Origin of the sequence: Exiguobacterium sp. SRB7LM, from assembly GCF_015712685.1 — a bacterium.
GTDB classification, from domain to species: domain Bacteria; phylum Bacillota; class Bacilli; order Exiguobacteriales; family Exiguobacteriaceae; genus Exiguobacterium; species Exiguobacterium profundum.
This window is the reverse complement of sequence record NZ_VWVR01000006.1, coordinates 2478536-2499739: the sequence shown is the minus strand read 5'-3', so window position 1 is coordinate 2499739 and position 21204 is coordinate 2478536. Positions and strand designations below refer to the sequence as shown.

Sequence of the window (21204 nt, the reverse complement as noted above, 5' to 3'; positions counted from 1 at the left end):
TTTCGAAAAATGCTAAAAAAATATGCTTTTTAGAAAATGTTTTCATCTGTATCATACCTGTATCAAAGATTGAATTCAACCTTCCTCACTCACATGCTGGAACCGCATTGGTGACCAATCTACTTTGTTGCATCGGCTAGATGGACCTACTCGTTTTAAGAGCGAATGCAGAACTCTGATATGTAAGAACCAATAAAAAAGGAGAGTAATTTCCCCCTTCCTGCTCAGTACGTTGCGAACGACGAATAAAAAAAGCGGTATATTTCGTACCGTTTCCGGAGTTTTGACGATATCACGGAACCCCCAGGCTCTGCCTGAGCTATCACAGAAAGTGATAGCAGTTTCTTCTTATGCTCTTTGAACGCAATAAAAGCATCCGTAGAGAATAAATTCCTTCATAACATACGAGAATATTTTTTCTCAGGTTCACTTAAAATGGATAAAAAGTTAATATATTACTGAAAAAAAGGTAAAGGGGGATTTACTCTGAAAAAAAGAAAAAATGGTGTTTCGGCTTTATTAGCTACTGCATTATGTTTCTCGTCGATCGTCCCGATTTCAGCAGATACTGGTGCTAAGCAAGGCGTAGAAACTGTGGTTCTAAGTGAAACATCTATGGCTTGGGAATTTGAATATAACAGCATAGATGAAGTTCCAAAAGAATTATTAGAACCTGGTTTTTACTCTGAAGAAGAAATATTTTATATCCCTTCAGAATATTTAGACCCATACCATCCAGACACAATTTACACTACTTATGACCCTTATAACAATTCAGGAAATGGCGAAGTTCGAACTTTCGCATTAGGCGCTGCCGCAGGTGTGTACTTCATCCCTGGAATAGGTCAAGTAGCTATCACTGTTACTGGAGCAGTCGTAATCGGCGGGGCGACTATCGCTGCAGGTTCATGGCTGTACAACAAAGTAACTGCATATTTCGGCAAAAAGGACGCTGAAGAAGCAGCCTCGAAGATACCTAAAAGCTTGAAGAAAACTAATATGCAGGTAGACCTGTCGAAATTCAAGGATAAGAACGGACGGACTCCAGCAAACAAATCAAGCGGGACATTCACAAACGGAAAGTGGAGTATTACGAAAGACGATACTGGTCACTTAGGCTACAACGGTAACAAAAAAGCTTGGAAAATCACAAAAAAAGGAGATTCTAAGCGAACAGGATCATTGGACAGCAATGGTTATATCATCGATAAATAAAAGGGAGTTTTATTATGAAAACAAACATATTTTTTGATTGGACTTTGATTTTAGACGAAGGCTTAAATCCTGTAATTGACGAGCAGAACAAAAAAATGGTTATCATCGATCGTTCTATCGAATTAAATGCAGTCATATGGCTGGATGAGAATGATCTCATCCAGTTAAAGCCCACATGGGACTGCGTGATTTCAATTGATGATAAAAATAAAGCAATCACAATTCGTCACGCGGATTTTTTAAGGGAGAATGACTAAGCAAAAGTAAATGTGAAATAGATAAAAACCGACTGAATTCACTTAAAAATTTTGTGAATTCAGTCGGTTTTTTGTTGTTTTCCGGACTGTGGCTTGAGAGCGTCACCAAAATTGCATGGAGTTTTTATTTCACGCAAATTTACAGTTTTTAAGCTGAAATCCATACATATACAACCCACGTACCAATGAACAACAACTTGTTCTCCCGTCGATTCCAGGCGAAAATCTCGAACATCCCCTGTGTATCCCGAAATAGAAATAGGATTCTTCTCATCGACCCGATAGTAGTATTCTGCGTTCGGTTCATTTGTAAATGTGACGTAGATGGTATACGGATTAGTGTGTTCGAAACCATCCGCGCGAAATGGGATTGTTCTTATACTGTATGTTTCGTCCGGATACTGCTCAGCGAGATACATTTCAACAAGTTTTCTGTCTTCTGCCACCTTCTCTGCGATAAGGACAGGACGTGAAAGATAGAACGTAGCCTACGTCATTATAAACAGCAATGTAATACCAATCATCCCGTTTCCCATGCAATACGATAGCGAGATTACAAGCAAGACAAAAACTACAAAATGTTCAATCAACTCGCGCGGATGTATCAATTTTCCCACAGTTAGTCTAACGACTCTTCCGAGATGAGTTTGAACCCTTCAATCTCCGTCTCCTCTTCCACTTCAATCAACAAGCACGGTTTCCCTTTATAGTTCACCTGCTTCACGTATTTCAAGTCTTGCGGACTGACCGAGATATTTGCGACCTTTGTATTAATCTTGATTGATTTTGACGTATACTTCGGAACGACACTCGTCGCTTTCATCTCATATTTCGTATCGTCGACGACTTGCTTGAACGCCTGCTCGACTTTCTCCGTCGTCACATCTTCCACACCACTCGCCCGTAAGACGACCTCGACGGCACGGGAGTCGAGCATCGCTACTCTCTCTTCTTCCTGTTCGTTCTCTTCTTCGGCGACAATGATTTGATTGATCTCATCATAAACGGTCGCGAGAGTCCGGGAATTGACTTCTTCTCCGATGACCGCTTTGACCACTTCTTCGAAGACCGCCTTCTCTTCCACTGCCGTGACAATCTCCGAACCGTTCAACACGTTCTCAATGAACGTCATATCCGGTTGATGCGCTTTGTGTGCCGAATAAAGCACATGGTTCACATCGGCCGCGTTGTCCGTGAAGCACGGGAATAAGAATCCGCCGATCGGCGCCTCGAGTTTGATGATCGGATTCACAATCAAGCTGGCTTTGAACTCCCGCTCGACGAAGTCAAAGACGAGTGATTTTTTCGGAAGCTCTGTCGGGCTGATGCTGCCGAGGATGAACTTCGTCGTATACACTTCATCGTTCGCGTGAATCTCAGACTCTTCCGAGTACCGGTTCGTCGGCTTATTATAATTCCCCCGGATGAACGTCACGACCATATCCTTCTCAAACGGCGTGTCTTTCACCATCTTCAACGCGATGCGTTGCATATAGTCCGTCCAGACGTCGGTCTCTTCCGTACGAAGACCTTCATAAAGCAAGCCTTGAGTATGGTCGACCTGACCTTCCTCAGGATATTGGAACTTCACTTCGAAAAGTTTTTCATCAAGTTTTCCACCGAGCACTTTTTTGAAGTTCGTCAAAAACAGCTCCTGCTGCTCTTCTTCTAAGAACGGGAACGGACGCAACTCTTCGTAATAAATCTCATTCGTTTCCTGTCGGATGTAAATCGTATATAAGTCAGCAATCTTTAGCTTTGTCGCATTTACTTTAAACTGTCGGCGAATCGCCGCAATCTCTTTCTTGTTCATTCCATCCACCTCTTCTTTTCTCTCCATCCATGTCACCCATTATACCAGTCCTGATCGCTCACTAGTTCCAAAGAAATAACACCGGATTGTCCATTAATGCTAGAGAAGGATTTGCGATAGTCTTTCTAATCATTTTGCAGATTTTCACACTTTTTCAAAATCGTCCTGTGTATGATCAAGTTGAATTTATCGCGTGATGTTTGTCTCACTAGTTGTTTGATGAAAGGTTGCCCACTTGCCTCGCAAGTGTTCATTCCAAATACATAGTAGGAGGCTTTATATGTTGAAGAAACTTATGTCTGTCGCACTTGTCGCCTTGCTCGTCTGGATTTCCGCATCGTTTGACGCTACACCGGTCTCTGCTTTCCCACCGAACATCCCATCGAAAGCGGACGCGCTCACGAAACTGAATGCCCTCACTGTCAAAAATGAAGGGTCGATGACGGGGTATAGTCGTGACCTCTTCCCGCACTGGTCGAGTCAAGGAAGCGGTTGTAACACGCGTCACATCGTCTTGAAACGAGACGCTGACTCGGTCGTCGACGAATGTCCAGTTGCGACTGGCTCATGGTACAGTTACTATGACGGAATCACGTTCACCTCAGCCTCTGACATTGATATCGACCACGTCGTTCCGCTCGCTGAAGCATGGCGCTCTGGGGCAAGCAGCTGGACGACGACAAAACGTCAAAGCTTTGCGAACGACTTGAACGGTCCTCAATTGATTGCGGTGTCCGCTTCATCGAACCGCTCAAAAGGAGACCAAGATCCGTCGACATGGCAACCCCCTCGCACCGGCGCTCGCTGTGCGTATGCGAAGATGTGGGTCGAAACGAAGAGTCGTTGGGGCTTGAGCCTTCAATCAGCAGAGAAGTCAGCACTCACGACAGCCATCAACGCTTGCAGTTACTGAGTTAGAAAAGGAGTCTTCGAATGAACGAAATCACTTCGATCTTTAAGGCAACCCATGGTGTCATGACGGAAGAAGTCGGTGTCATCAGTGGTGAGTTGGAACTGACGACGGCGTGTCAGGAAGATGGTTCCTTGACACTCCACATCACGTACGTCGGAGCGAAAGATGTATATACGCTCCCGGGGAGTCCCTATCAGCTTCATGACCCGAACGATCATACTGTCATCCATCAGATGCTCGTGAATGTTCTCGAACGGACGTAAAAAGAAGGAGGTGATCACTCGATTTGAGTGACCACCTCCTTCTTTTACTTTTTCATCATTTTTACAATGGATCGGATGACAAGATATGTCACGCCGAAGACGAACGCCACTAAAAGAAGACTTGCACCACCAATGATTCCGAATGTGAACATGTTTGTACCTCTTTTTCATTTTCTGAATTAGAACATGATGAAGATAACATATTTCCCCATCCTTATGAACCATGACTAGTTTTGATGTTGCTTCCGATTGACCTCTCGAATAATCGCGAGTGCCTCTTCATAAGACTGTCGCAACTCATCCGGCATATCTTCGACATACTCCCCAGCACGTACTCGAATCGATTCTTCTCGCATGAGCGCTTCGATATATGCATCATATTCGTCAGCCGTCAACACATCACGTGCAGCAGGCTGATCGTTCAATTGATCGAAGTATGGCTGAAGATCAGCAAGTGCCTGCTTCACTTCCGCTCGTTCCGCCTTCGGAATCGCTTCATAATCGACATTTCCGTTCGTATTTCCATAAGCGATTCGCGTATCCGTGAAGACGCTCAGACCTCGCTCGAACTCTTTATATTCTGCCTCACCCAATACTCCTTTCGCTTGATTCAATTTGGCGTCCAATAACAAGTATTTCTCTAAAGTAGCACTGACGATATGTACTTTCATCTCGTCAAACGAACCGTATAACTCATCCGCCAAGAGGGATTGATAAGCGAATGCACCAGTCGGGATGAGTAGTGCCGCTGCGATTCCGACCGTCATCAACCGCCGACGGATAAATCCTGGTTCCCGGCGCATTTCTTGTTTCGCTCGCTTCACACCTTGTCGGCTGCGTTCACGCAGTTCACCCGGAATTTCGATGTCTGCCAACACTCGCTTCATCTCACGATCCATAGCAATCGACCTCCTTCCATTCTCGTCTCAATTTATCGACGGCCCGATACAAGGTTGTCTTCACCGTACCAATCGGCCATTCCAATAAATCTGAGATTTGTTGAAACGTGTAGTCCTGATAATATTTCAATACGACCACACTGCGTTCATCCTCATGAAGGGAATCCATCATGTCAGCGAGTGTCATCGTTATGGCAAGATCTGCTTGTTCACTCCCGAACGCCTCTTCCACATCGGCATTCAAGTGAATCACATTTTGCCTCTTCTTCATGACATCGAGCGCACAGTTGATGGCGATCTTCATCAGCCATGTCTTCAAAAATTGTGGTTCCCGTAACGTTCCGATTTTTTTAAAGGCTTGATAGGCGACTTCTTGCACGACGTCGAGCGCATCATCCGGATTTTTGACGTATACATAGGCCATCCGATATAGGTCGGCCTCGTAATGCTGAAAGATCTTTAAGAAAGCCTGATCATTACCTCGTTGCGCTTTCTGAATGAGACGTTTCATCGAACGTCCTCCCTTTTCGTTTTTTCCCTTACACTCATTAGACATGAAACGCATCCATTTAGCTTTACTCATTTGGGAATAAATGAAAAAAAGCATCTCAGAAGAGACGCCTTTGATAATTAAACGTTCTGATATTTTGTTAATAAGTCTTTCGGGATATGACAATAATCGTCCGGACAACGCGTCAGACGGTCCTGGTGTTCGTCCGCACTTCGCACATAGTTCGTGAGCGGCTTCACTTCAACAGCAATTCGTTCCGCATCCGATCGTCGATCAATAAACGCTTGCGCCTCCATCAAGTGTCGTGACTCCTCACTGTAGACACCCGTCCGATACTTCTCGCCGACATCGATTCCTTGTTGATTGATGCTGTATGGGTCGATGATTTCAAATAAATAGTGCATCAATTTTTCGACCGTCACCACATCCGGATCGAACGTCGTTTTGACACATTCCGCATATCCGTCATATTCCCCATCCAACGTGCCCGTCGTCCCATTTGCCCGACCTGCTTCGGTCGAGAGGACGCCGGGTAACGTCTTCACGAATGCCTGGACGCCCCATAGACATCCTCCGGCTAAATAGATTGTTTCGATTGGAACCATCCCCCATTTCGTTGAATCTTTTCTTCAGCATACACGTATCAATGAGAGAAAGGAGAGATTCACTTGAATAAACAACGTTTCTTCATCACGCTAGCCAGTTCCATGATTCTCTTTGTCGCAATGATGTTTATTTTCCGTAACGACTTTTCACTATTCACTGAAATGGTGATTATCTTTCTATCTGTCGTCATCGGTCAGACGATTGCCAATCGATTATTCCAACGTTTCTCTAAGCAACAAGTGTCAGGCAAGACTGTATTTATTACATATACATCTATGCTAGCGGTATTTTGGACTTTTGCGAGCATCGTTTTTTGAATGAAAATCAGATTATTTTCCTTGTACATACCCCAACCGCTTCAAATCTTCATAAACAAGCGTAGACAATAACTTTCGCCCGTCCCCATTCAAATGGTCCGGATTATGGAAGAAGGATTGTTTGTGAATGAACCGTTCATCCCCCATATAGTTAAGAAATGGGACATCGACATCCAATTTTTCTAAATGCTGAAACACGAGGCGTTCCATGACCGCTTCGTCGAAATACGCATGATACGACGAATGGACCGGCTCCATCGCTAAGACGACGCGATAGCCTTGCTTCTTGCAGTAATCGATGATGTCTTGTAAATATGCCATATTCTCTTCAATCTCTTGATTGTTCACGGCATTCTCGTATTGAGCGGCCACTTCTTCAAACTTACGCTCGGAATAATTCAGCCCACCATTTTCCCATGGCTTATGCACATCAAAGCGAAAATCTCGGATTTCCCGGGAAATGGCAGCGTAGGCACTCCCACTGTTTAATGCAGGGAAGCGTTCGTGCGTATAGTAGTTGAACCAACTGACCGACTCCAAGTCTTCCCGTTTCAACACGCGATAGTAGTTTTCTTTCCGACCGACGTCCGAATTGCTGAACGTGATTTGTGATAACGAGACAATCACGACCCCACCTGGCTTCAGATGTTCATCATATTCTTTCAACATCTTTAAGTCATATTCGATCGGTTGACTCGGTAACGCTAAATCCAGATGCGACAATCCAAGCGACTTGAAAGAATATCCGTACATCGCATGGGACGTCCCGAGATTGATGATGTCGACCGGGTGAGGGTCTTCCTTGAAGGCAAGGACAGCTCGGTTATTATTATACTCCCACGACTCTTTCACGAACTCGTTGACGGGAATGAAGATTGCGATGATGACGAGTAACACGACACCTATTTTGATTCCTAAACGCTTCATGCTAATTCCTTTCCATCCATCTTAGAACCCACCGTATACAAATCCTTGGCTCGAGACGCCAAACAAGAACGCCGAGACAATCAAGAACAAGTTGATGGCCACGCTCGTCACGGCAGACTGACGCGCCATCCAGTCCCAAGCCGATCCATTCGACCGTTCAATATGTTGGAACAAGTGAACGACGACAAAAACGACGAGGAAGATGATCAAATCGAGCAATGAGAACATTTGAATCGCCTGCATCATGCCTGACGGTGCCCACGAAGACGGTGTCACATATAGTTTGGCATGCGAGAACGCCTCCGCCATCGAATGCGACTGAAAGAATACCCGTGAGAAGCAGACGAGCTGGAACGTGATGGCGATTTTCCACCACCGATGCAGTGTCGGCACACGGTCAAATCCGACCCATGACGCCATTTTTTCACGCTGCTGTTTCGTATGGTCACCGAACACGCGATAGATTCCATGAATGAGTCCCCATAAAACGAAGTTCCATGCGGCTCCGTGCCAAATTCCACTTACTAAAAACGTTGCAAGGATGGCACCATAAATCTGTTCGCGCTTCTTCTTTCCTTTTGCGAGCGGCATGAAGATATAATCCCGTAGCCACATCGAAAGCGTGATATGCCAGCGGTTCCAGAAGTCGGCAATCGATACGGCGAAGTGGGGTTGCTTGAAGTTTTCCGATAAGCGAATCCCGAGTAAGCGTGCACAGCCAATCGCGATGTCACTGCATGCCGAGAAGTCCGCGAACAGTTGAATCGAGAACAACATCGTCGCGAGCACAATCTCCGAACCGGTCGGGTCCGGGCTATTGAACACACTTGCAACAATCGGGGCCAACCGATCGGCAATCAATGTCTTCTTGAAGAAACCCCAAATGATGCGCTGGATGCCGTAGCTGATGTTGTCATAGTCGAGATGTTGCTCCGTCTTCAACTGCGGCAACAGTTTTTTCGCCCGCTCGATCGGACCCGCCACAAGTTGCGGGAAGAAGGCGAAATAGACCGAGAAATAGCCATAATGACGCTCCGCCTTTTGCTTCCCGCGCGAGACGTCCACGACGTAACTGATAGCCTGGAACGTATAGAACGAGATGGCCAATGGTAAGACGATTTCTTTATACGGGACGTCATAATCGAATCCGCTCCATGTGGCGAACGAACGGAGCGAATCATTGACGAAATTAAAATACTTAAACCATCCGAGGAAGAAGACGAGCACCGAGACACCGACCCACATGAGCCGTTTTTTCTGCTCCTTCTTCTCCTGTTTCTCAATCAGAATTCCAATCACATAGGTGAAAGCGGTACTGATCAGCAGGAGCGGGATGAATTGAACGCTCAACGTGGCGTAAAAGACATAGCTCGCCAACAAAAGGAGCACCCAACGGTATCGATGTGGAACCATATAGTACGTTCCAACGATGAGTGTCAAAAATAAGAGAAATTCAATCGAAATAAAAGTCATTTTTACCACCTGATGTTATGAAACTTGACGATGTACCGATTCCTGACAATCAGGTGGTCACAAGTTCTCGCTTCGGCAATGCGGCATAACGAATCTTCCCGAACGCATTCCGCGGAATCTCGTCAATCTGCATCACTCGAACACCTTTCACCTTGATTTGTTCTTTGATGATTTTTTGAATGCGTGCGACGTCATCTTGTAACGTATACACGTATAACTGGTCGTCTTCGCCGGCACAGACGCAGTCATGTCCATGCTCTCGAAGGAGCGCCTCGACTTCGTCTAGGCTGATTCGACTGCCATACAGTTTGATCATGCGCTTGATTCGACCGACGATAAAGAAGTATCCATCCTCGTCGCGATACGCCATGTCACCCGTACGCAAGACACCTTGGTTGTCATCACCTTTTGAAAGGTCCGCTAACGAGGTCGCGTACCCAAACGACACGTTGTCGCCTTGATATACCAACTCGCCTATCACATTCGCATCTTTGATGTCATTTCCGGATTCGTCACGCAACGTAAGCGTTCCACCAGGGATGGCAATCCCGATGCTTCCTTCTTTTTTCGCATGCATCTGATCCGATAAATACGACATCCGGGCCGTCGCCTCCGTCTGACCGTACATGATGAAAAATTGAATCCCTTTCTCTGCACATACCGTTGCGAAGTGCTGCGCAAGCTTCGAGTCCAACTTGCCACCCGCTTGCGTCAACTTCTTCAGACTTGGGAGGTCGTACGTCTCAAACTTCAATCGTTTCAACATCTCATAATGAAACGGGACCCCACCAAACGTCGTCGCCTGCTCGGCACGACACAGCTCCCAAAACTCCTTTTGAACGATCGAGCGGTCTGTCAGGATGAGGGTCGCTCCTTTCAACAGATGACTGTTGATGATGGAGAGTCCATACGAATAGTTCATCGGAAGTGTCGTGATTGGTTTATCCGTTTGATCGATGTCGAGATAGTCGATGATGGATGAAGCGTTCGCCATCAGATTTTTGTATGTGAGGCGAACAAGTTTCGGACTTCCGGTACTACCTGATGTCGTCAACAGAAGGGCAAGCTCCTCATGAAGTTGGTGGCGAACCGATGTTTCGGTTTCAAATAAGGCGTAGCCACCATAGCCATAGAAGGCATCCAACGAGTTCGCCAAATCCTCCCTTGTCTCCGGAGCCCAGACGTGAGTCGGTTGATACCGTTCCATCAACTTCTGTAATTGTTCTACTGGAATATCTGCATCGAGCAAGACCGGGACGACCCGTCCACGGAGAAAGCCGATATATCCGAAGAGCGACTCGACTCGGTTGGCACATAAGCAGAAGACGAGCGACCGTTCGCCGACCTCCTGACAAATCGAGTCCCCGACTTCCAACATCTCTCTATATGAATAAGAGCGGTCCGCATAGACCGCCTCACGATTCGTGTACTGCTCGAGTGTTTGAAAAAGCATCATGATTGGATGTCCACACCGAGGCGTTGCAACAACGCAATACCAGACTGATACGAATGGAACTCTGTCATTTCATCCGAGTCAATATATACGTCAAACGCGTCCTCGATTTCGGCGATGAGGGTCATATGTCCAATCGAATCCCACTCTGTCGATTCCCCCAGCTTCATCTCTTCGAGAACCACATCGTCCTCTAGTTCCAATCCGTTTCGAAATGCCATGTTGTATGCTTCAAGCGTGCTCATTGTATTCATCCTTTCACATTCACTCAACCTGTTCGATTCCATCTATTCTTATTGACTGATAATGATAATCATTTGCCTTGTGATTCTATCACAATTTTTCGAAATCCTCAATTCTTCATAGGAGGAAAAGCTTGGAGTTGAGCGATTTTATGCATGAAAAAGACCACATCGTTACGATGCGATCTCAGGTGATGATAAAACATATTCGAGTTATAAATCGAGTGGTTCTGCCTCTTACACTTCTGGCACCATCTTCTCAACCTATCGCGTCATCATGATATAACGATTATTTGAATTCGATTGCTACCGTTTCATAACCGCTATTCTTTAAAAACTCTGTCAAGAACGCTTCAATGCGTTTATCCGCCTCTGTCAGCAAGCCCTGGTCAATCTTAGTCTTTTCCATATTTTCCTTCTCTTTATTGATTTCATCAAAAATCAATTGCGAGGGGTAGTCAGAAAAAAGTGTCCCTTTTACATCTGTCACTACAGCATCATCCGTATTCGCTACGTTGTCTAAAATGGTTGAGTGCGGTACAGTGACAGTCAATTTCTCAGTCGTGTCATTGTAAGAGACCTCCATGTTAGAGAGATCCGTACCTGCTTTGAGGTATCCTGAGTATTCAATCAGCTTGATTGCTTCCGCTAGTTTGACATCCTTTAATCCGATCAACGATACGGATGTCGTGTTTCGACTGACAATGACGTTGCTGTATTCATATTTTAACGTTGTCAACTCCGTCAATTCGACGAGTCGATCTTTGACGAGCGATACATCAGCCTGTTGATTAGTTGAAAATACACTCGGCTTGATCACTACAATCGCAATGACACCAATCAAGACGAGTGTGAGTAAAACAAATGAGACTCTTCCAATCATTCTTTTCATAATCAATCTCCTTTTTATGTATTCAAGTACCTTCTAAAATTATGTAATTAACCCTTCATATACATATTATATCTACTTTAATTCCATAAATTTAATTTTTATTCAATTAAATTATTTTTCTAAATGAAAAAGTAGATGGTTTTTAGACCCACCTACTCACCATTTAGTATTATTCGTCGCCAAATACTTTTTTAGTTCCGTAATCACGCTTAGAGTCCGAGCAAATTTCGTAAACAATGTTCATCGTATAAACTCTTTAAAAATATTACTTAACTCTTGTGGAGTTTCTTTCATGCCGGTCTTCATCCACCTTTTCACAATACTTGCTAATGAATCCGCGTATACCGCATTCGCATAGACTTCTGCTTTTTCAGATACATTGCAATTCTCATAAATTTGAAAATCTGTACAAAGTAAATCGAAATGTTCCTCAAAGCGATTTAAAATCGGAAGTAAATCATTTTCTTTTAAGAGATTTAAGAACTCGATGTTGTCACTCCATATTTCAAAATATAACGTATCGAAATCAAGTTGTTCCTGTTTCGCTTCTGTTGAGGCAAGTTGAGTCCTCTGTCGAAATATATGATACATATGATAAGTTAGTACATCTTCTTTCGTATCAAAGTGAGCATAAAATGTATTTCGCGCCAATCCCGCAGTTTTAGTAAGTTCTGATATGGTGATATTCGTAAAATTCGTTCGATGCATTAATTCCAACATAGTATTCACTAAAAGATTGATTGATCTCTTAGAATTCATATTTATAGGTTGTTGCTTTAGCATAAGTACTCCTTAATTTGTACAAAATGAGGGATTTGTATAAATACCTCTCTACTTATTGACCTAGCGTCTACACTAACATTATATTCCAGATATATTATTTGAGCAATTGTTCAAATAAAAGCATATGCTCAAATTAAAGGTTATTTAAATTCTAAAAATAGTAGGAGGGTTACCTATGAAAACAACAATCATTCTTGCTCATCCATGGCATGGTAGTTTCAATAAATCTATTATGGATACAACAATTGAACAGTTAGTCCGTCGGAAAAAAGATTACCAAATCATTGATTTAAATAAGGATCAATTTAATCCTGTCTTAAGTGAATCTGACTTATCTCTTTATTCGCAAGGTCAATCCCGAGATCCCTTAGTGAATCAATATCAGGAGATGCTAAGCGACAGTGATGAATTAGTTTTTATTTTCCCTGTTTGGTGGTTTGATGTTCCAGCTATTTTGAAAGGGTTTCTTGACAAGGTCATGTTAAAAAATTTTGCCTATGTAGAGGAATCTACTGGATTGAAAGGATTACTTACTCATATTAAAAAAACTACTGTCATTTCTACTTCGGAAGTGCCAACGTGGTATTTAAAATTTTTGGCCGGGAATCCCATTGAAGGAACTCTTATTCGTAGAACATTCAAAGGGATTGGACTTAAAAATGTGAAATGGTTGAATAGTCCGTTTACGAGTAGTGGGAAAGATCATCGAAGAAAAAGATTTTTAGATAGAGTAGCGAAGCGTATTTCAGTGTAATCTACAGTGTACAACCAAACATTTGTAATTCATATATCATCCATGACCTCAAATTTTGTATTAATAGCCAAATTAACAACCTAAATTTGAGGTCCAGCTTAGATGATTTTCATGAATAGTCACGTTCTTCGCTGTTGTTAAATTCATTTGCTTCACGTAAATAACAAAGAGAAGAGAGTTCATTAATATCTGTACCTCAGAAATAACGTTTATTTATGATACGGCTCATTCCGATTGATTCGATATGCCCGATATATCTGTTCACACAACACGAGCTTCATGAGTTGATGGGGGAATGTCATCTTCGAGAACGAAATCGTATCATCGGCTCGCTTCATCACATCGTCCGACAGACCGAGCGATCCTCCGATAACGAAGGCGATTTTACTCTTTCCATACGTCGCGAGTTGATCGAGTTCACGGGCGAACTCTTCGCTCGTCCGCTGCTTTCCTTGAATCGCCAAGGCGATGACGTGCGTATCTGGGGATATCTTCGCCAAAATCCGCTCGCCTTCCTTTTGTTTTACTAGTAACATATCTGCCTCACTCAAATGCTCGGGTGCTTTTTCGTCTGAGACCTCGATTTCCTGCACTTTTGCGTAGGCAGACAGCCGCTTTGTATACTCGGCAATTCCTTGTTTTAAATATTTTTCTTTCAGTTTGCCGACCGTGATAATTGAAATATTCATCCAATTCTTCCTTTTTCCACAGTTTTTTTGGAGTTATCCATAGGGTTATCCACAGAGTTATCCACAAATCCACATGTTGATAATTAGTTTTTGCTTGACACAATATATGTTGCATCGGCTTCACAGAACTCACATGTCACGTGTTCACTTGTGGATAGTTCCTCTAGCAACGGGTATTCACCTGTTTCATCCACAATGATGTCTAAAGCGATTTCAACATGTTCCTTGCATACTTTTTTTTCCACAGTTTTTCCTCCTTAAAAAAGAAGCGTCGCCGCTTCTTTATGTTGCTTCAGTTAATGTCGCCTCGGTTTCGCTTGCTTCTCCGCGACGTAAATACTCAATGGAGATTGTATCACCGACCGTCGCGTCCCGATATAACGCATCGCGTAAATCGACGTATCGTTTGATCTCCCGGTCTCCGATTTTCGTGATGACATCTCCAACACGTAGTCCCGCTTCTTCAGCCGGACTACCCGGTGTCACTTCTTCGACGAAGACACCGTCTTCCTGGTCGAAGGAGATTCCATACTCTTCTCGGACGTTTCCGGGTACGGCGATGACTTCCTGAATCGTGACACCGAGCTGTGCCCGCGTCACTTTGCCGTCGCGTTCTAACATGTCAATGACCGGTAGCGCCACGTTGACGGGAATGGAGAATCCAACCCCTTCTACGCTCGCCTCGGCGATTTTCATCGAATTGATTCCGACGAGCTCTCCACGAATGTTGATGAGCGCACCACCCGAATTTCCCGGGTTGATGGCCGCATCCGTTTGAATGACTTCCGCGTTATAATCCATCAAGCCGTCGCTGTTCGTATCGACCGGCACCGTCCGCTCGACACCACTGACGATACCACGGGTGACCGAGTTTGAGAAGACACCGAGCGGATTTCCGATGGCCATGACGGTCTCACCGGCCTGGAGGACGGTGGAGTCCCCGAGGACAATCGGCTCCACATCGATATTTTTCGGCAACTCGACCTCGGCGACAGCCAAGTCGTTGAGCGGGTCTTCGCCTAAAATGGTTGCCGATGCGATTTGGCCATCGGAAAAGGCGATGTTGACCTCGTCCGCTTCTTCGATGACGTGGAAGTTCGTGACGATATAGGCCGTGTTTCCTTCTACTTTATAGATGACGCCAGAGCCGGCACCCGCCTCCCATTGCGAGTCCGAGGTGAACGCACGCTGGATATTGGTGATGCTGACGACGGACGTCTTCGCCCCAAGGACAGCGGTCGTGACGTCCGATTCGGTGATGGTGACGGCCTGTTCGGTCCGCGTCAGTTCATTCGTCACAAAACGAGAGGTCGGCGAATCCCAGAGCATCACGATGACAAAAAACAAAGCCGCTCCTAAGAATCCGCCAACCCCTCCGAGTAACAACGGTTTTATATTTGGTCTCGGCTTATGGCGTACGTGCTCCTCTTGCTTCGGTCGCCATTCGCTCCGAGACGGATACGTCGATTTCTCTTCTGTTGCTTCGTGTACTTCAGGTTCGACGTCTTGAGGTTCATACTCATGGTGTCTCTCTTCGTTCACGACGCGTCCCCCCTTCAAGACAGTGTGATAACTGTCTTTTCCCAAGTTTCCTTATAAAGAAACGAGTGAAGTGGGGATTGTCGGGTCCGTGTCGCACAATTTGATTCGACCTAAGTCGACGTCTCGCATGCCGAGTGTTTGTGAGACGCTCATCTGTGCGAGCTCTTTCATATTGTTGTCTTTACTTAAATGGGCCAAATAGATCCGTTTCGTGCGGTCACCGATGACCTCACTCATCGCGATGGCTGCATCCTCGTTCGAGACGTGGCCATAGTCGCCGAGGATTCGTCGTTTGACACTCCATGGATAACGCCCCATCTGCAACATCGAGACGTCATGGTTCGACTCAAAGATGAAGTCGTCCGCTCCACGGATGATTCCTTTCATCCGGTCCGAGACATAACCCGTGTCGGTGATATGGGCTAATCGTTTCCCGTCATGGGCAAACTGATAAAACATCGGGTCTGCCGCATCATGGCTCACGTTGAACGTCTCGATTTCAATATCCCCGAACTGTTTCACATCTCCGACTTCGATTTGAAACTTCAAGGCAGGATCAATCTTTCCAATCAGTGATTCCATCGCCGCCCATGTCTTCGCATTCGCATAAATCGGTAAATTATACTTACGTGCTAATATCCCGACACCTTTAATATGGTCGGAGTGCTCATGGGTGACGAGCAGTGCGTCGATTCCGTCAAATGACCGACCGATGGCTTCGATGCGCTGTTGCATCGCTTTTCCAGTCAATCCGGCATCGACGAGCAGCTTCGTCCGTTCCGTCTCGATATAGAGGGCGTTTCCGGTCGACCCGCTCGCTAACACACTATACTGTAAAGTCACGCAATCACTCCTTTCATTCTTTCGTTTCAAACTCCACGTGCTCGACTGTTCCATCGATTGCATTGACGAAGTAGACCTGATCATCAATCCCGATCGACCAAAGCGGTGGCATGATAATCAAACTGCCAGAGCTGTCGAGCGGTAAACTGTAAAATCCGGTATTGATGGCCCGCATCTCCTGATTCGGTTGGAAGTACTTCCGAGACGCGAGTTGTGAGATGGCTTCACTGGCCGTCAACACGAGATCATCTTGCGTTTTTGAGGAGAGGTCTTTTAAATGACGCTGTTTATAATCCGTCACTTCGAACGACTCGTTCAACTGAATGAGGATGAGGGACGGACCGATGTACATTTCCGTGCCACCCTCGACTTCAGGTGCTGAAAAAATCTTGTTGTCCTCGAATGTTTGTACGAAAGCAACCTGTCTCGTTTTTTCATCGTAGCGCCAGTAGGCGTACTCGTTTCCAAACGGAACATACTCCGCCACAAACGTCGAAGCGGTCGTCCGCAAATCCTTCGCATCGAGCGGCACGGGTTGTTTCAACTCGACTTCGAGTTGCATGTTGTCGAGCGTCGTCGCGAGCTGCGCCTCCCGATTTTTCGTGATCATTGCAGCTGACATCTCTTCAGACGAACCCGTCAAATAGCCGATATCTCGACCCATCCGTGGCAATTTTGCCGGATCGACATTCCGCTGGTCTAAAATCTGCGTGATCGAGGTGTTGTCATTCGTCACGACTTCGGTCGCCCATGTTTCCGTCAGCAATTGAAACAACAGATAGATGTTCAAGGCGAGGAATGCGAAGATTAAAATTGATTTCGCTTTACTCCAATCCACGATACATCATCCTTTCTGTCCAATCGTCTCCTTGATTATATGGGACCCAACGGCCCGCCTCACGCACGAACCAGTTCGGTGAAAACGTCACATAGCGGCTCGTGTCCTCGTTATATTCGATCTCATAACCGATTCGAATCTCGGTCACGTTCTCAAATCGTCCGGAGTTGATGAGCGTACCGAGCACCTCATCCGCATCAGCCAACTCTGTCGTGCCGACTGTGATTAGGCGATCGATTTCCAAGTGGTTACGTGTGATTGACCGGACCTGTGCCCCGTCGTTTTCCACACGTAATGTGGATAAGTCGATGGCATCGTTGTTGATAAACGCCTCACGCTGACTGAAGACGGGATACCCTTTCACGTGAAAACGGAACACGGTCGTTTCAAATCCTTTATTGGCCGGTGTGATGGCATCGAATCGAAGGGACAGCCCTTGATTCTCAGACGCTTCATCGACCCATCCCCCGTGGAAGTTCACGAATTCCACAATGGAATCTAACCCGATTGCTGTATCACGCTCGGTGCTATTCCGAGACAGGTTTCGATAGCGACTGGCGTTCAGTTTCGCATCATATTCGGCCACACTGACACCATTCGTCAACGCCCCGACCGAGCTTGCCGGGTCGACTTCTTGAACGTTCGGGTCACCTGGGAAGAACGTATCTCGCATCCAGTCGAGACGAGTGTCGATTTGAATCGACGACACGTCATACGCGAACAACTCATTCATCTCAGGTCCGACGACCGGGATGTAATTCACGCGTTCATCCGAATACGTCACGCGCTTCATCGTTCGACTCGAGTTTTTTAAGAAAAGACTGTTCACATCGCCGTTTCCGACTTTCGTCAACTTCCCCTCCCAAATGGACTGGTCGCTCATGATGGCACGAATGTTGAACGCACTGTCATCCATATAGATGAGGATTCGCTGTGGAATCTTCCCAGACAGACTATACGTTCCCGGAAGCATATAGCTGAGCGTGTCCGCATAGTAGGCCTCCGGTAAGATCAACTCCAGTCCCTCGTTGATATCCGTATAGAAACTCGGGACGTTTTTCACAGCGAGCGGCTTGAACTCACTCGCTTCAAACGAATCCCGAATGACACGCATCAGTTGCTTCGGTGTATTCTTTGAAGCGAACACAGCATTGTTGTCATGCACGACCGCTTGAACGGGAATGATGACCTGGTCCGCTCGACGCTGCAATGACTCGTCCACCGTCGTGAGTTGCGTTTCAGATTGGACGGCCTGATACGTGGGATGGTAGTCCCACAAGATGATGGTTTGAACAATCGACGTGACGATTAACGTGAGCAAAATGAACGACTTCCACAGTTCCGGCTTTGCAATCGTAAACCGTTTCATCAATCATTCACCTCCACAATCGTATCGAACGGGATTGTGAAGTAAATCGTTGTACCTCTTCCAAATTCACTCTCTGCCCAGATGTCGCCACCGTGAGCGGATACAACTTCCTTGGCAATCGATAGACCGAGTCCGGTACCGCCGATGTTACGCGCCCGCGCCTTATCGACACGATAGAAACGTTCGAAAATTTTCTTTAAGTTCGACTTCGGAATCCCGACCCCTTCGTCTTTGATGCCGATGACGAGGCGTTTCGCCCGAAGCATCGTCCGGAACGTAATCGTCCCACCTTCTGGTGAGAACTTGATGGCGTTCGTGATGATGTTGTCGATGACTTGAGTCATCTTATCTTGATCGGCATGCACGTAGACGCGACGCTTCATCAGTTTGCGACGGAATTGAATCGCCTCCCCTTTCGTCATCTCATGACGGTCGATGATATCGTTAAAGAACTGCACGAAGTCGAACTTCACCTTCTGCATCTTATATTCTTTACTGTCCATCTTCGAGAGCTGCAACAAGTCATTGACGAGGCGAATCATCCGCTCCGTCTCGTTTTGTGTCGTCTCTAAGAAACGTGGCGCCAATTCCTCATCCTGATAAGCCCCTTCTGCAAGAACCTCCAAGTAACTACGCATCGTCGTGAGCGGCGTCCGCAATTCATGACTGACGTTCGCAACGAATTCACGGCGGTCCTGTTCGACCTGTTCTTGTTCCGTGACGTCATGCAGGACGACGATGAGACCTGTGATCGGTCCGCTATGTTTTTGAATCGGTGAGAAATAGGCACGAACGAGGAATAATTCTTCGTCCGTACTGAGGTCAATCAGTTTTGTCGGCATCGTGCCGTCTTCCGGAATAATGATTTCCTCTTCGAATGCGAGGAGATTTTGTAGATTCGTCCCCATCGCCTCTTCTTCATCGACCCCAATCATGTCGCGCGCCTGGTCGTTCATCAAGATGACCCGTAGCGAGCGGTCGGTCGCGACCACACCGTCCGACATGTTCTCGAGGACACTCGTCAAGCGGCGTCGTTCGGCTTCCGTCGTCGCGTTCGCCTCCATCAACTCATCCGTCAATTCGTTGAACGCATACGCGAGTTGACCGACCTCGTCATCCGAATACACTTTAACTTTCCGGGAGAAGTTCCCTTTCCGCATCTCGACAGCCTGCCTCCGCATATCGGCAATCGGTCGCGTGATGGTTCGAGATAAAAGGATTCCGAGGAACGAGGTGATGATGAGTGCGATCAACGTCCCTGTTGCGAGGATACGTGTCACTTGTTCCATCTGGTTGTAGATGGACTTCATCGATGCCTCGATATAGATCATCCCGGTCGTCGTACCGTCCACTTCCGACTTGATCGGAACGGCAACGACGCGCATTCGGTCATTTGAATCTTCATAGACGAGCGTCTCTTGCGCCCCGCCTGTCGCGAATGACTTTTGAATGAACGTGCTCGCGGTCCGTTGTCCGACGAGACTTTGATTATTTTGGTTCGAGGTTGCCCGGACGACACTGTTCGTGTCGATGATTTGGACTTCTCGAATGTCGTCAGCTAGCGTCGTGCTCTCTGTAAATTCAGACAGCAGCTGATCCAGTAACTGGTTCAACTGCTGGTCCGTGGTCAAGTCACTCTCGTTCGCGGCAGTCCCCTCACTGATGTTATAGCTCAGTAGATTCGCCCGGTCGACAAGTGACTGCGAGAAGTTGTTGATGTATTGCCGTTCCAAAGAACGCACAAAGTACACGCCGATGACTTGCATCGCAACGAGAATGAGCAGCGCATAGATAACGACGAGCTTCCACTGGATTGATTTAAAGAAGTTCGTCCGTTTCATCGTTTAATCTTCTTCTCCTGCCTTCAAATAATACCCGACGCCACGACGCGTAATGATATACGTCGGAGTCGATGGATTGTCCTCAACTTTTTCACGAAGACGACGTACTGTGACATCCACGGTACGCACATCACCGAAGTAATCATAGCCCCATACCGTTTGGAGCAAGTGCTCCCGCGTCATCACTTGCCCGATGTTTTGGGCGAGGTAATGAATCAATTCGAATTCGCGATGTGTCAATTCGATCTTCTCATCCCGTTTCGTCACCATGTACGAATCCGGATGAATCGTCAAGTCGCCGATCACGATATCGTTCGCGTTGGCTCCTTTTGCTTCTGGCGCCGGTGCTGTCGCATGACGTCGCATGTTCGCTTTGACACGGGCTAACAATTCACGTGAGCTGAACGGCTTTGTGACGTAATCGTCTGCGCCGAGCTCTAGTCCGAGTACTTTGTCGATCTCGGAATCTTTTGCCGTCAACATGATGATCGGCATATCGTATTTCTTCCGCACCTCACGGCATACTTCCATGCCGTCTTTGAGCGGAAGCATGATGTCGAGCAAGATGAGATCCGGTTGAATCTCTTCTACTTTGACGAGTGCTTCTTCACCGTCATAGGCAACGTGCACCTGGTAACCTTCTTTTTCAAGTTTAAACTTCAATATATCTGCGATTGGTTGTTCGTCATCTACCACTAAAATCGTACGATCCATTCAGTGAGTCCTCCTCTTATCATTAAACGTACATGCCTACATTGTAACTC

General features: G+C 46.1%; 24 protein-coding genes. 6 read left to right on the top strand and 18 right to left on the bottom strand.

The window, feature by feature from the left end:
* Positions 1–615: 615 nt before the first annotated feature.
* Positions 616–1215 (top strand): hypothetical protein, encoded by a 600-nt coding sequence (locus tag F3H97_RS13615; RefSeq protein ID WP_196431658.1) that lies wholly within the window; start codon positions 616–618, stop codon positions 1213–1215.
* A gap of 14 nt (positions 1216–1229) precedes the next feature.
* Entirely contained in the window at positions 1230–1472 is a 243-nt protein-coding gene (locus tag F3H97_RS13610; protein WP_196431657.1) for a hypothetical protein, read from the top strand.
* A gap of 619 nt (positions 1473–2091) precedes the next feature.
* On the opposite strand, the gene F3H97_RS13605 is transcribed toward F3H97_RS13610, so the two are convergent.
* Positions 2092–3285: a DUF4317 domain-containing protein gene (locus tag F3H97_RS13605; protein ID WP_015880257.1), complete on the bottom strand. Its 1194-nt coding sequence runs from the start codon at positions 3283–3285 to the stop codon at positions 2092–2094.
* A 280-nt stretch (positions 3286–3565) separates the two neighbouring features.
* Between F3H97_RS13605 and F3H97_RS13600 the strand changes: the two genes are divergently transcribed.
* A complete protein-coding gene (locus F3H97_RS13600) occupies positions 3566–4198 on the top strand; it encodes an HNH endonuclease family protein (RefSeq protein WP_074035207.1) in 633 nt (210 codons plus the stop codon).
* A 20-nt stretch (positions 4199–4218) separates the two neighbouring features.
* Positions 4219–4461: a hypothetical protein gene (locus F3H97_RS13595; protein ID WP_031424128.1), complete on the top strand. Its 243-nt coding sequence runs from the start codon at positions 4219–4221 to the stop codon at positions 4459–4461.
* A 227-nt stretch (positions 4462–4688) separates the two neighbouring features.
* On the opposite strand, the gene F3H97_RS13590 is transcribed toward F3H97_RS13595, so the two are convergent.
* The 3 genes from F3H97_RS13590 to F3H97_RS13580 form a co-directional block, all read right to left on the bottom strand.
* Complete coding sequence (locus F3H97_RS13590) at positions 4689–5360, bottom strand: DUF3600 domain-containing protein (RefSeq protein WP_196431656.1); 672 nt, start codon at positions 5358–5360, stop codon at positions 4689–4691.
* Positions 5350–5871 (bottom strand): sigma-70 family RNA polymerase sigma factor, encoded by a 522-nt coding sequence (locus tag F3H97_RS13585; protein WP_196431655.1) that lies wholly within the window; start codon positions 5869–5871, stop codon positions 5350–5352. Before F3H97_RS13585 ends, F3H97_RS13590 begins: the two co-directional genes overlap by 11 nt.
* A gap of 119 nt (positions 5872–5990) precedes the next feature.
* Positions 5991–6467 carry a peptide-methionine (S)-S-oxide reductase gene (locus F3H97_RS13580; protein WP_196431874.1) on the bottom strand — a complete coding sequence of 159 codons (477 nt, stop codon included), beginning with the start codon at positions 6465–6467 and terminating at the stop codon, positions 5991–5993.
* A gap of 72 nt (positions 6468–6539) precedes the next feature.
* On the opposite strand from F3H97_RS13580, the gene F3H97_RS13575 reads away from it, so the two are divergent.
* A complete protein-coding gene (locus F3H97_RS13575) occupies positions 6540–6794 on the top strand; it encodes a hypothetical protein (RefSeq protein WP_159563206.1) in 255 nt (84 codons plus the stop codon).
* A gap of 12 nt (positions 6795–6806) precedes the next feature.
* On the opposite strand, the gene F3H97_RS13570 is transcribed toward F3H97_RS13575, so the two are convergent.
* From F3H97_RS13570 to F3H97_RS13545, 6 genes are all read right to left on the bottom strand, one after another.
* Positions 6807–7721 (bottom strand): hypothetical protein, encoded by a 915-nt coding sequence (locus F3H97_RS13570; protein WP_196431654.1) that lies wholly within the window; start codon positions 7719–7721, stop codon positions 6807–6809.
* Positions 7722–7742: 21 nt separating this feature from the next.
* The gene (locus F3H97_RS13565; RefSeq protein WP_196431653.1) at positions 7743–9194 is read right to left on the bottom strand and encodes an MBOAT family O-acyltransferase; all 1452 of its coding nucleotides are present in this window, start codon (positions 9192–9194) and stop codon (positions 7743–7745) included.
* Positions 9195–9243: 49 nt separating this feature from the next.
* The gene (locus F3H97_RS13560) at positions 9244–10650 is read right to left on the bottom strand and encodes an AMP-binding protein (RefSeq protein WP_196431652.1); all 1407 of its coding nucleotides are present in this window, start codon (positions 10648–10650) and stop codon (positions 9244–9246) included.
* Positions 10647–10892 (bottom strand): acyl carrier protein, encoded by a 246-nt coding sequence (locus F3H97_RS13555; RefSeq protein ID WP_015880247.1) that lies wholly within the window; start codon positions 10890–10892, stop codon positions 10647–10649. The genes F3H97_RS13560 and F3H97_RS13555 overlap by 4 nt, the downstream gene beginning before the upstream one ends.
* 286 nt (positions 10893–11178) lie before the next feature.
* Positions 11179–11781 (bottom strand): DUF4230 domain-containing protein, encoded by a 603-nt coding sequence (locus F3H97_RS13550; protein WP_196431651.1) that lies wholly within the window; start codon positions 11779–11781, stop codon positions 11179–11181.
* Positions 11782–12021: 240 nt separating this feature from the next.
* On the bottom strand, positions 12022–12564 hold the full coding sequence (locus F3H97_RS13545) for a TetR/AcrR family transcriptional regulator (RefSeq protein WP_196431650.1): 543 nt from the start codon (positions 12562–12564) through the stop codon (positions 12022–12024).
* Positions 12565–12739: 175 nt separating this feature from the next.
* On the opposite strand from F3H97_RS13545, the gene F3H97_RS13540 reads away from it, so the two are divergent.
* Complete coding sequence (locus F3H97_RS13540) at positions 12740–13318, top strand: NAD(P)H-dependent oxidoreductase (protein WP_159563200.1); 579 nt, start codon at positions 12740–12742, stop codon at positions 13316–13318.
* Between the two features lie 209 nt (positions 13319–13527).
* On the opposite strand, the gene rlmH is transcribed toward F3H97_RS13540, so the two are convergent.
* The 8 genes from rlmH to yycF form a co-directional block, all read right to left on the bottom strand.
* Positions 13528–14007 carry a 23S rRNA (pseudouridine(1915)-N(3))-methyltransferase RlmH gene (gene rlmH / locus F3H97_RS13535; protein WP_074034007.1) on the bottom strand — a complete coding sequence of 160 codons (480 nt, stop codon included), beginning with the start codon at positions 14005–14007 and terminating at the stop codon, positions 13528–13530.
* An 83-nt stretch (positions 14008–14090) separates the two neighbouring features.
* Positions 14091–14252, bottom strand: a complete 162-nt coding sequence (locus F3H97_RS13530) for a CxxH/CxxC protein (protein ID WP_015880243.1) — start codon at positions 14250–14252, stop codon at positions 14091–14093.
* 37 nt (positions 14253–14289) lie between these two features.
* The gene (locus tag F3H97_RS13525) at positions 14290–15549 is read right to left on the bottom strand and encodes a S1C family serine protease (protein ID WP_196431649.1); all 1260 of its coding nucleotides are present in this window, start codon (positions 15547–15549) and stop codon (positions 14290–14292) included.
* 51 nt (positions 15550–15600) lie between these two features.
* Positions 15601–16392, bottom strand: a complete 792-nt coding sequence (locus F3H97_RS13520) for an MBL fold metallo-hydrolase (RefSeq protein ID WP_015880241.1) — start codon at positions 16390–16392, stop codon at positions 15601–15603.
* A 13-nt stretch (positions 16393–16405) separates the two neighbouring features.
* Positions 16406–17230, bottom strand: coding sequence for a two-component system regulatory protein YycI (locus tag F3H97_RS13515; protein WP_159563198.1), 825 nt, complete (start codon positions 17228–17230; stop codon positions 16406–16408).
* Positions 17217–18599: a two-component system activity regulator YycH gene (gene yycH, locus F3H97_RS13510; RefSeq protein WP_196431648.1), complete on the bottom strand. Its 1383-nt coding sequence runs from the start codon at positions 18597–18599 to the stop codon at positions 17217–17219. The genes F3H97_RS13515 and yycH overlap by 14 nt, the downstream gene beginning before the upstream one ends.
* Positions 18599–20440 carry a cell wall metabolism sensor histidine kinase WalK gene (gene walK, locus F3H97_RS13505; RefSeq protein ID WP_196431647.1) on the bottom strand — a complete coding sequence of 614 codons (1842 nt, stop codon included), beginning with the start codon at positions 20438–20440 and terminating at the stop codon, positions 18599–18601. Before walK ends, yycH begins: the two co-directional genes overlap by 1 nt.
* A 3-nt stretch (positions 20441–20443) precedes the next feature.
* The gene (yycF, locus tag F3H97_RS13500) at positions 20444–21154 is read right to left on the bottom strand and encodes a response regulator YycF (protein ID WP_015880237.1); all 711 of its coding nucleotides are present in this window, start codon (positions 21152–21154) and stop codon (positions 20444–20446) included.
* Between the last annotated feature and the right edge of the window lie 50 nt (positions 21155–21204).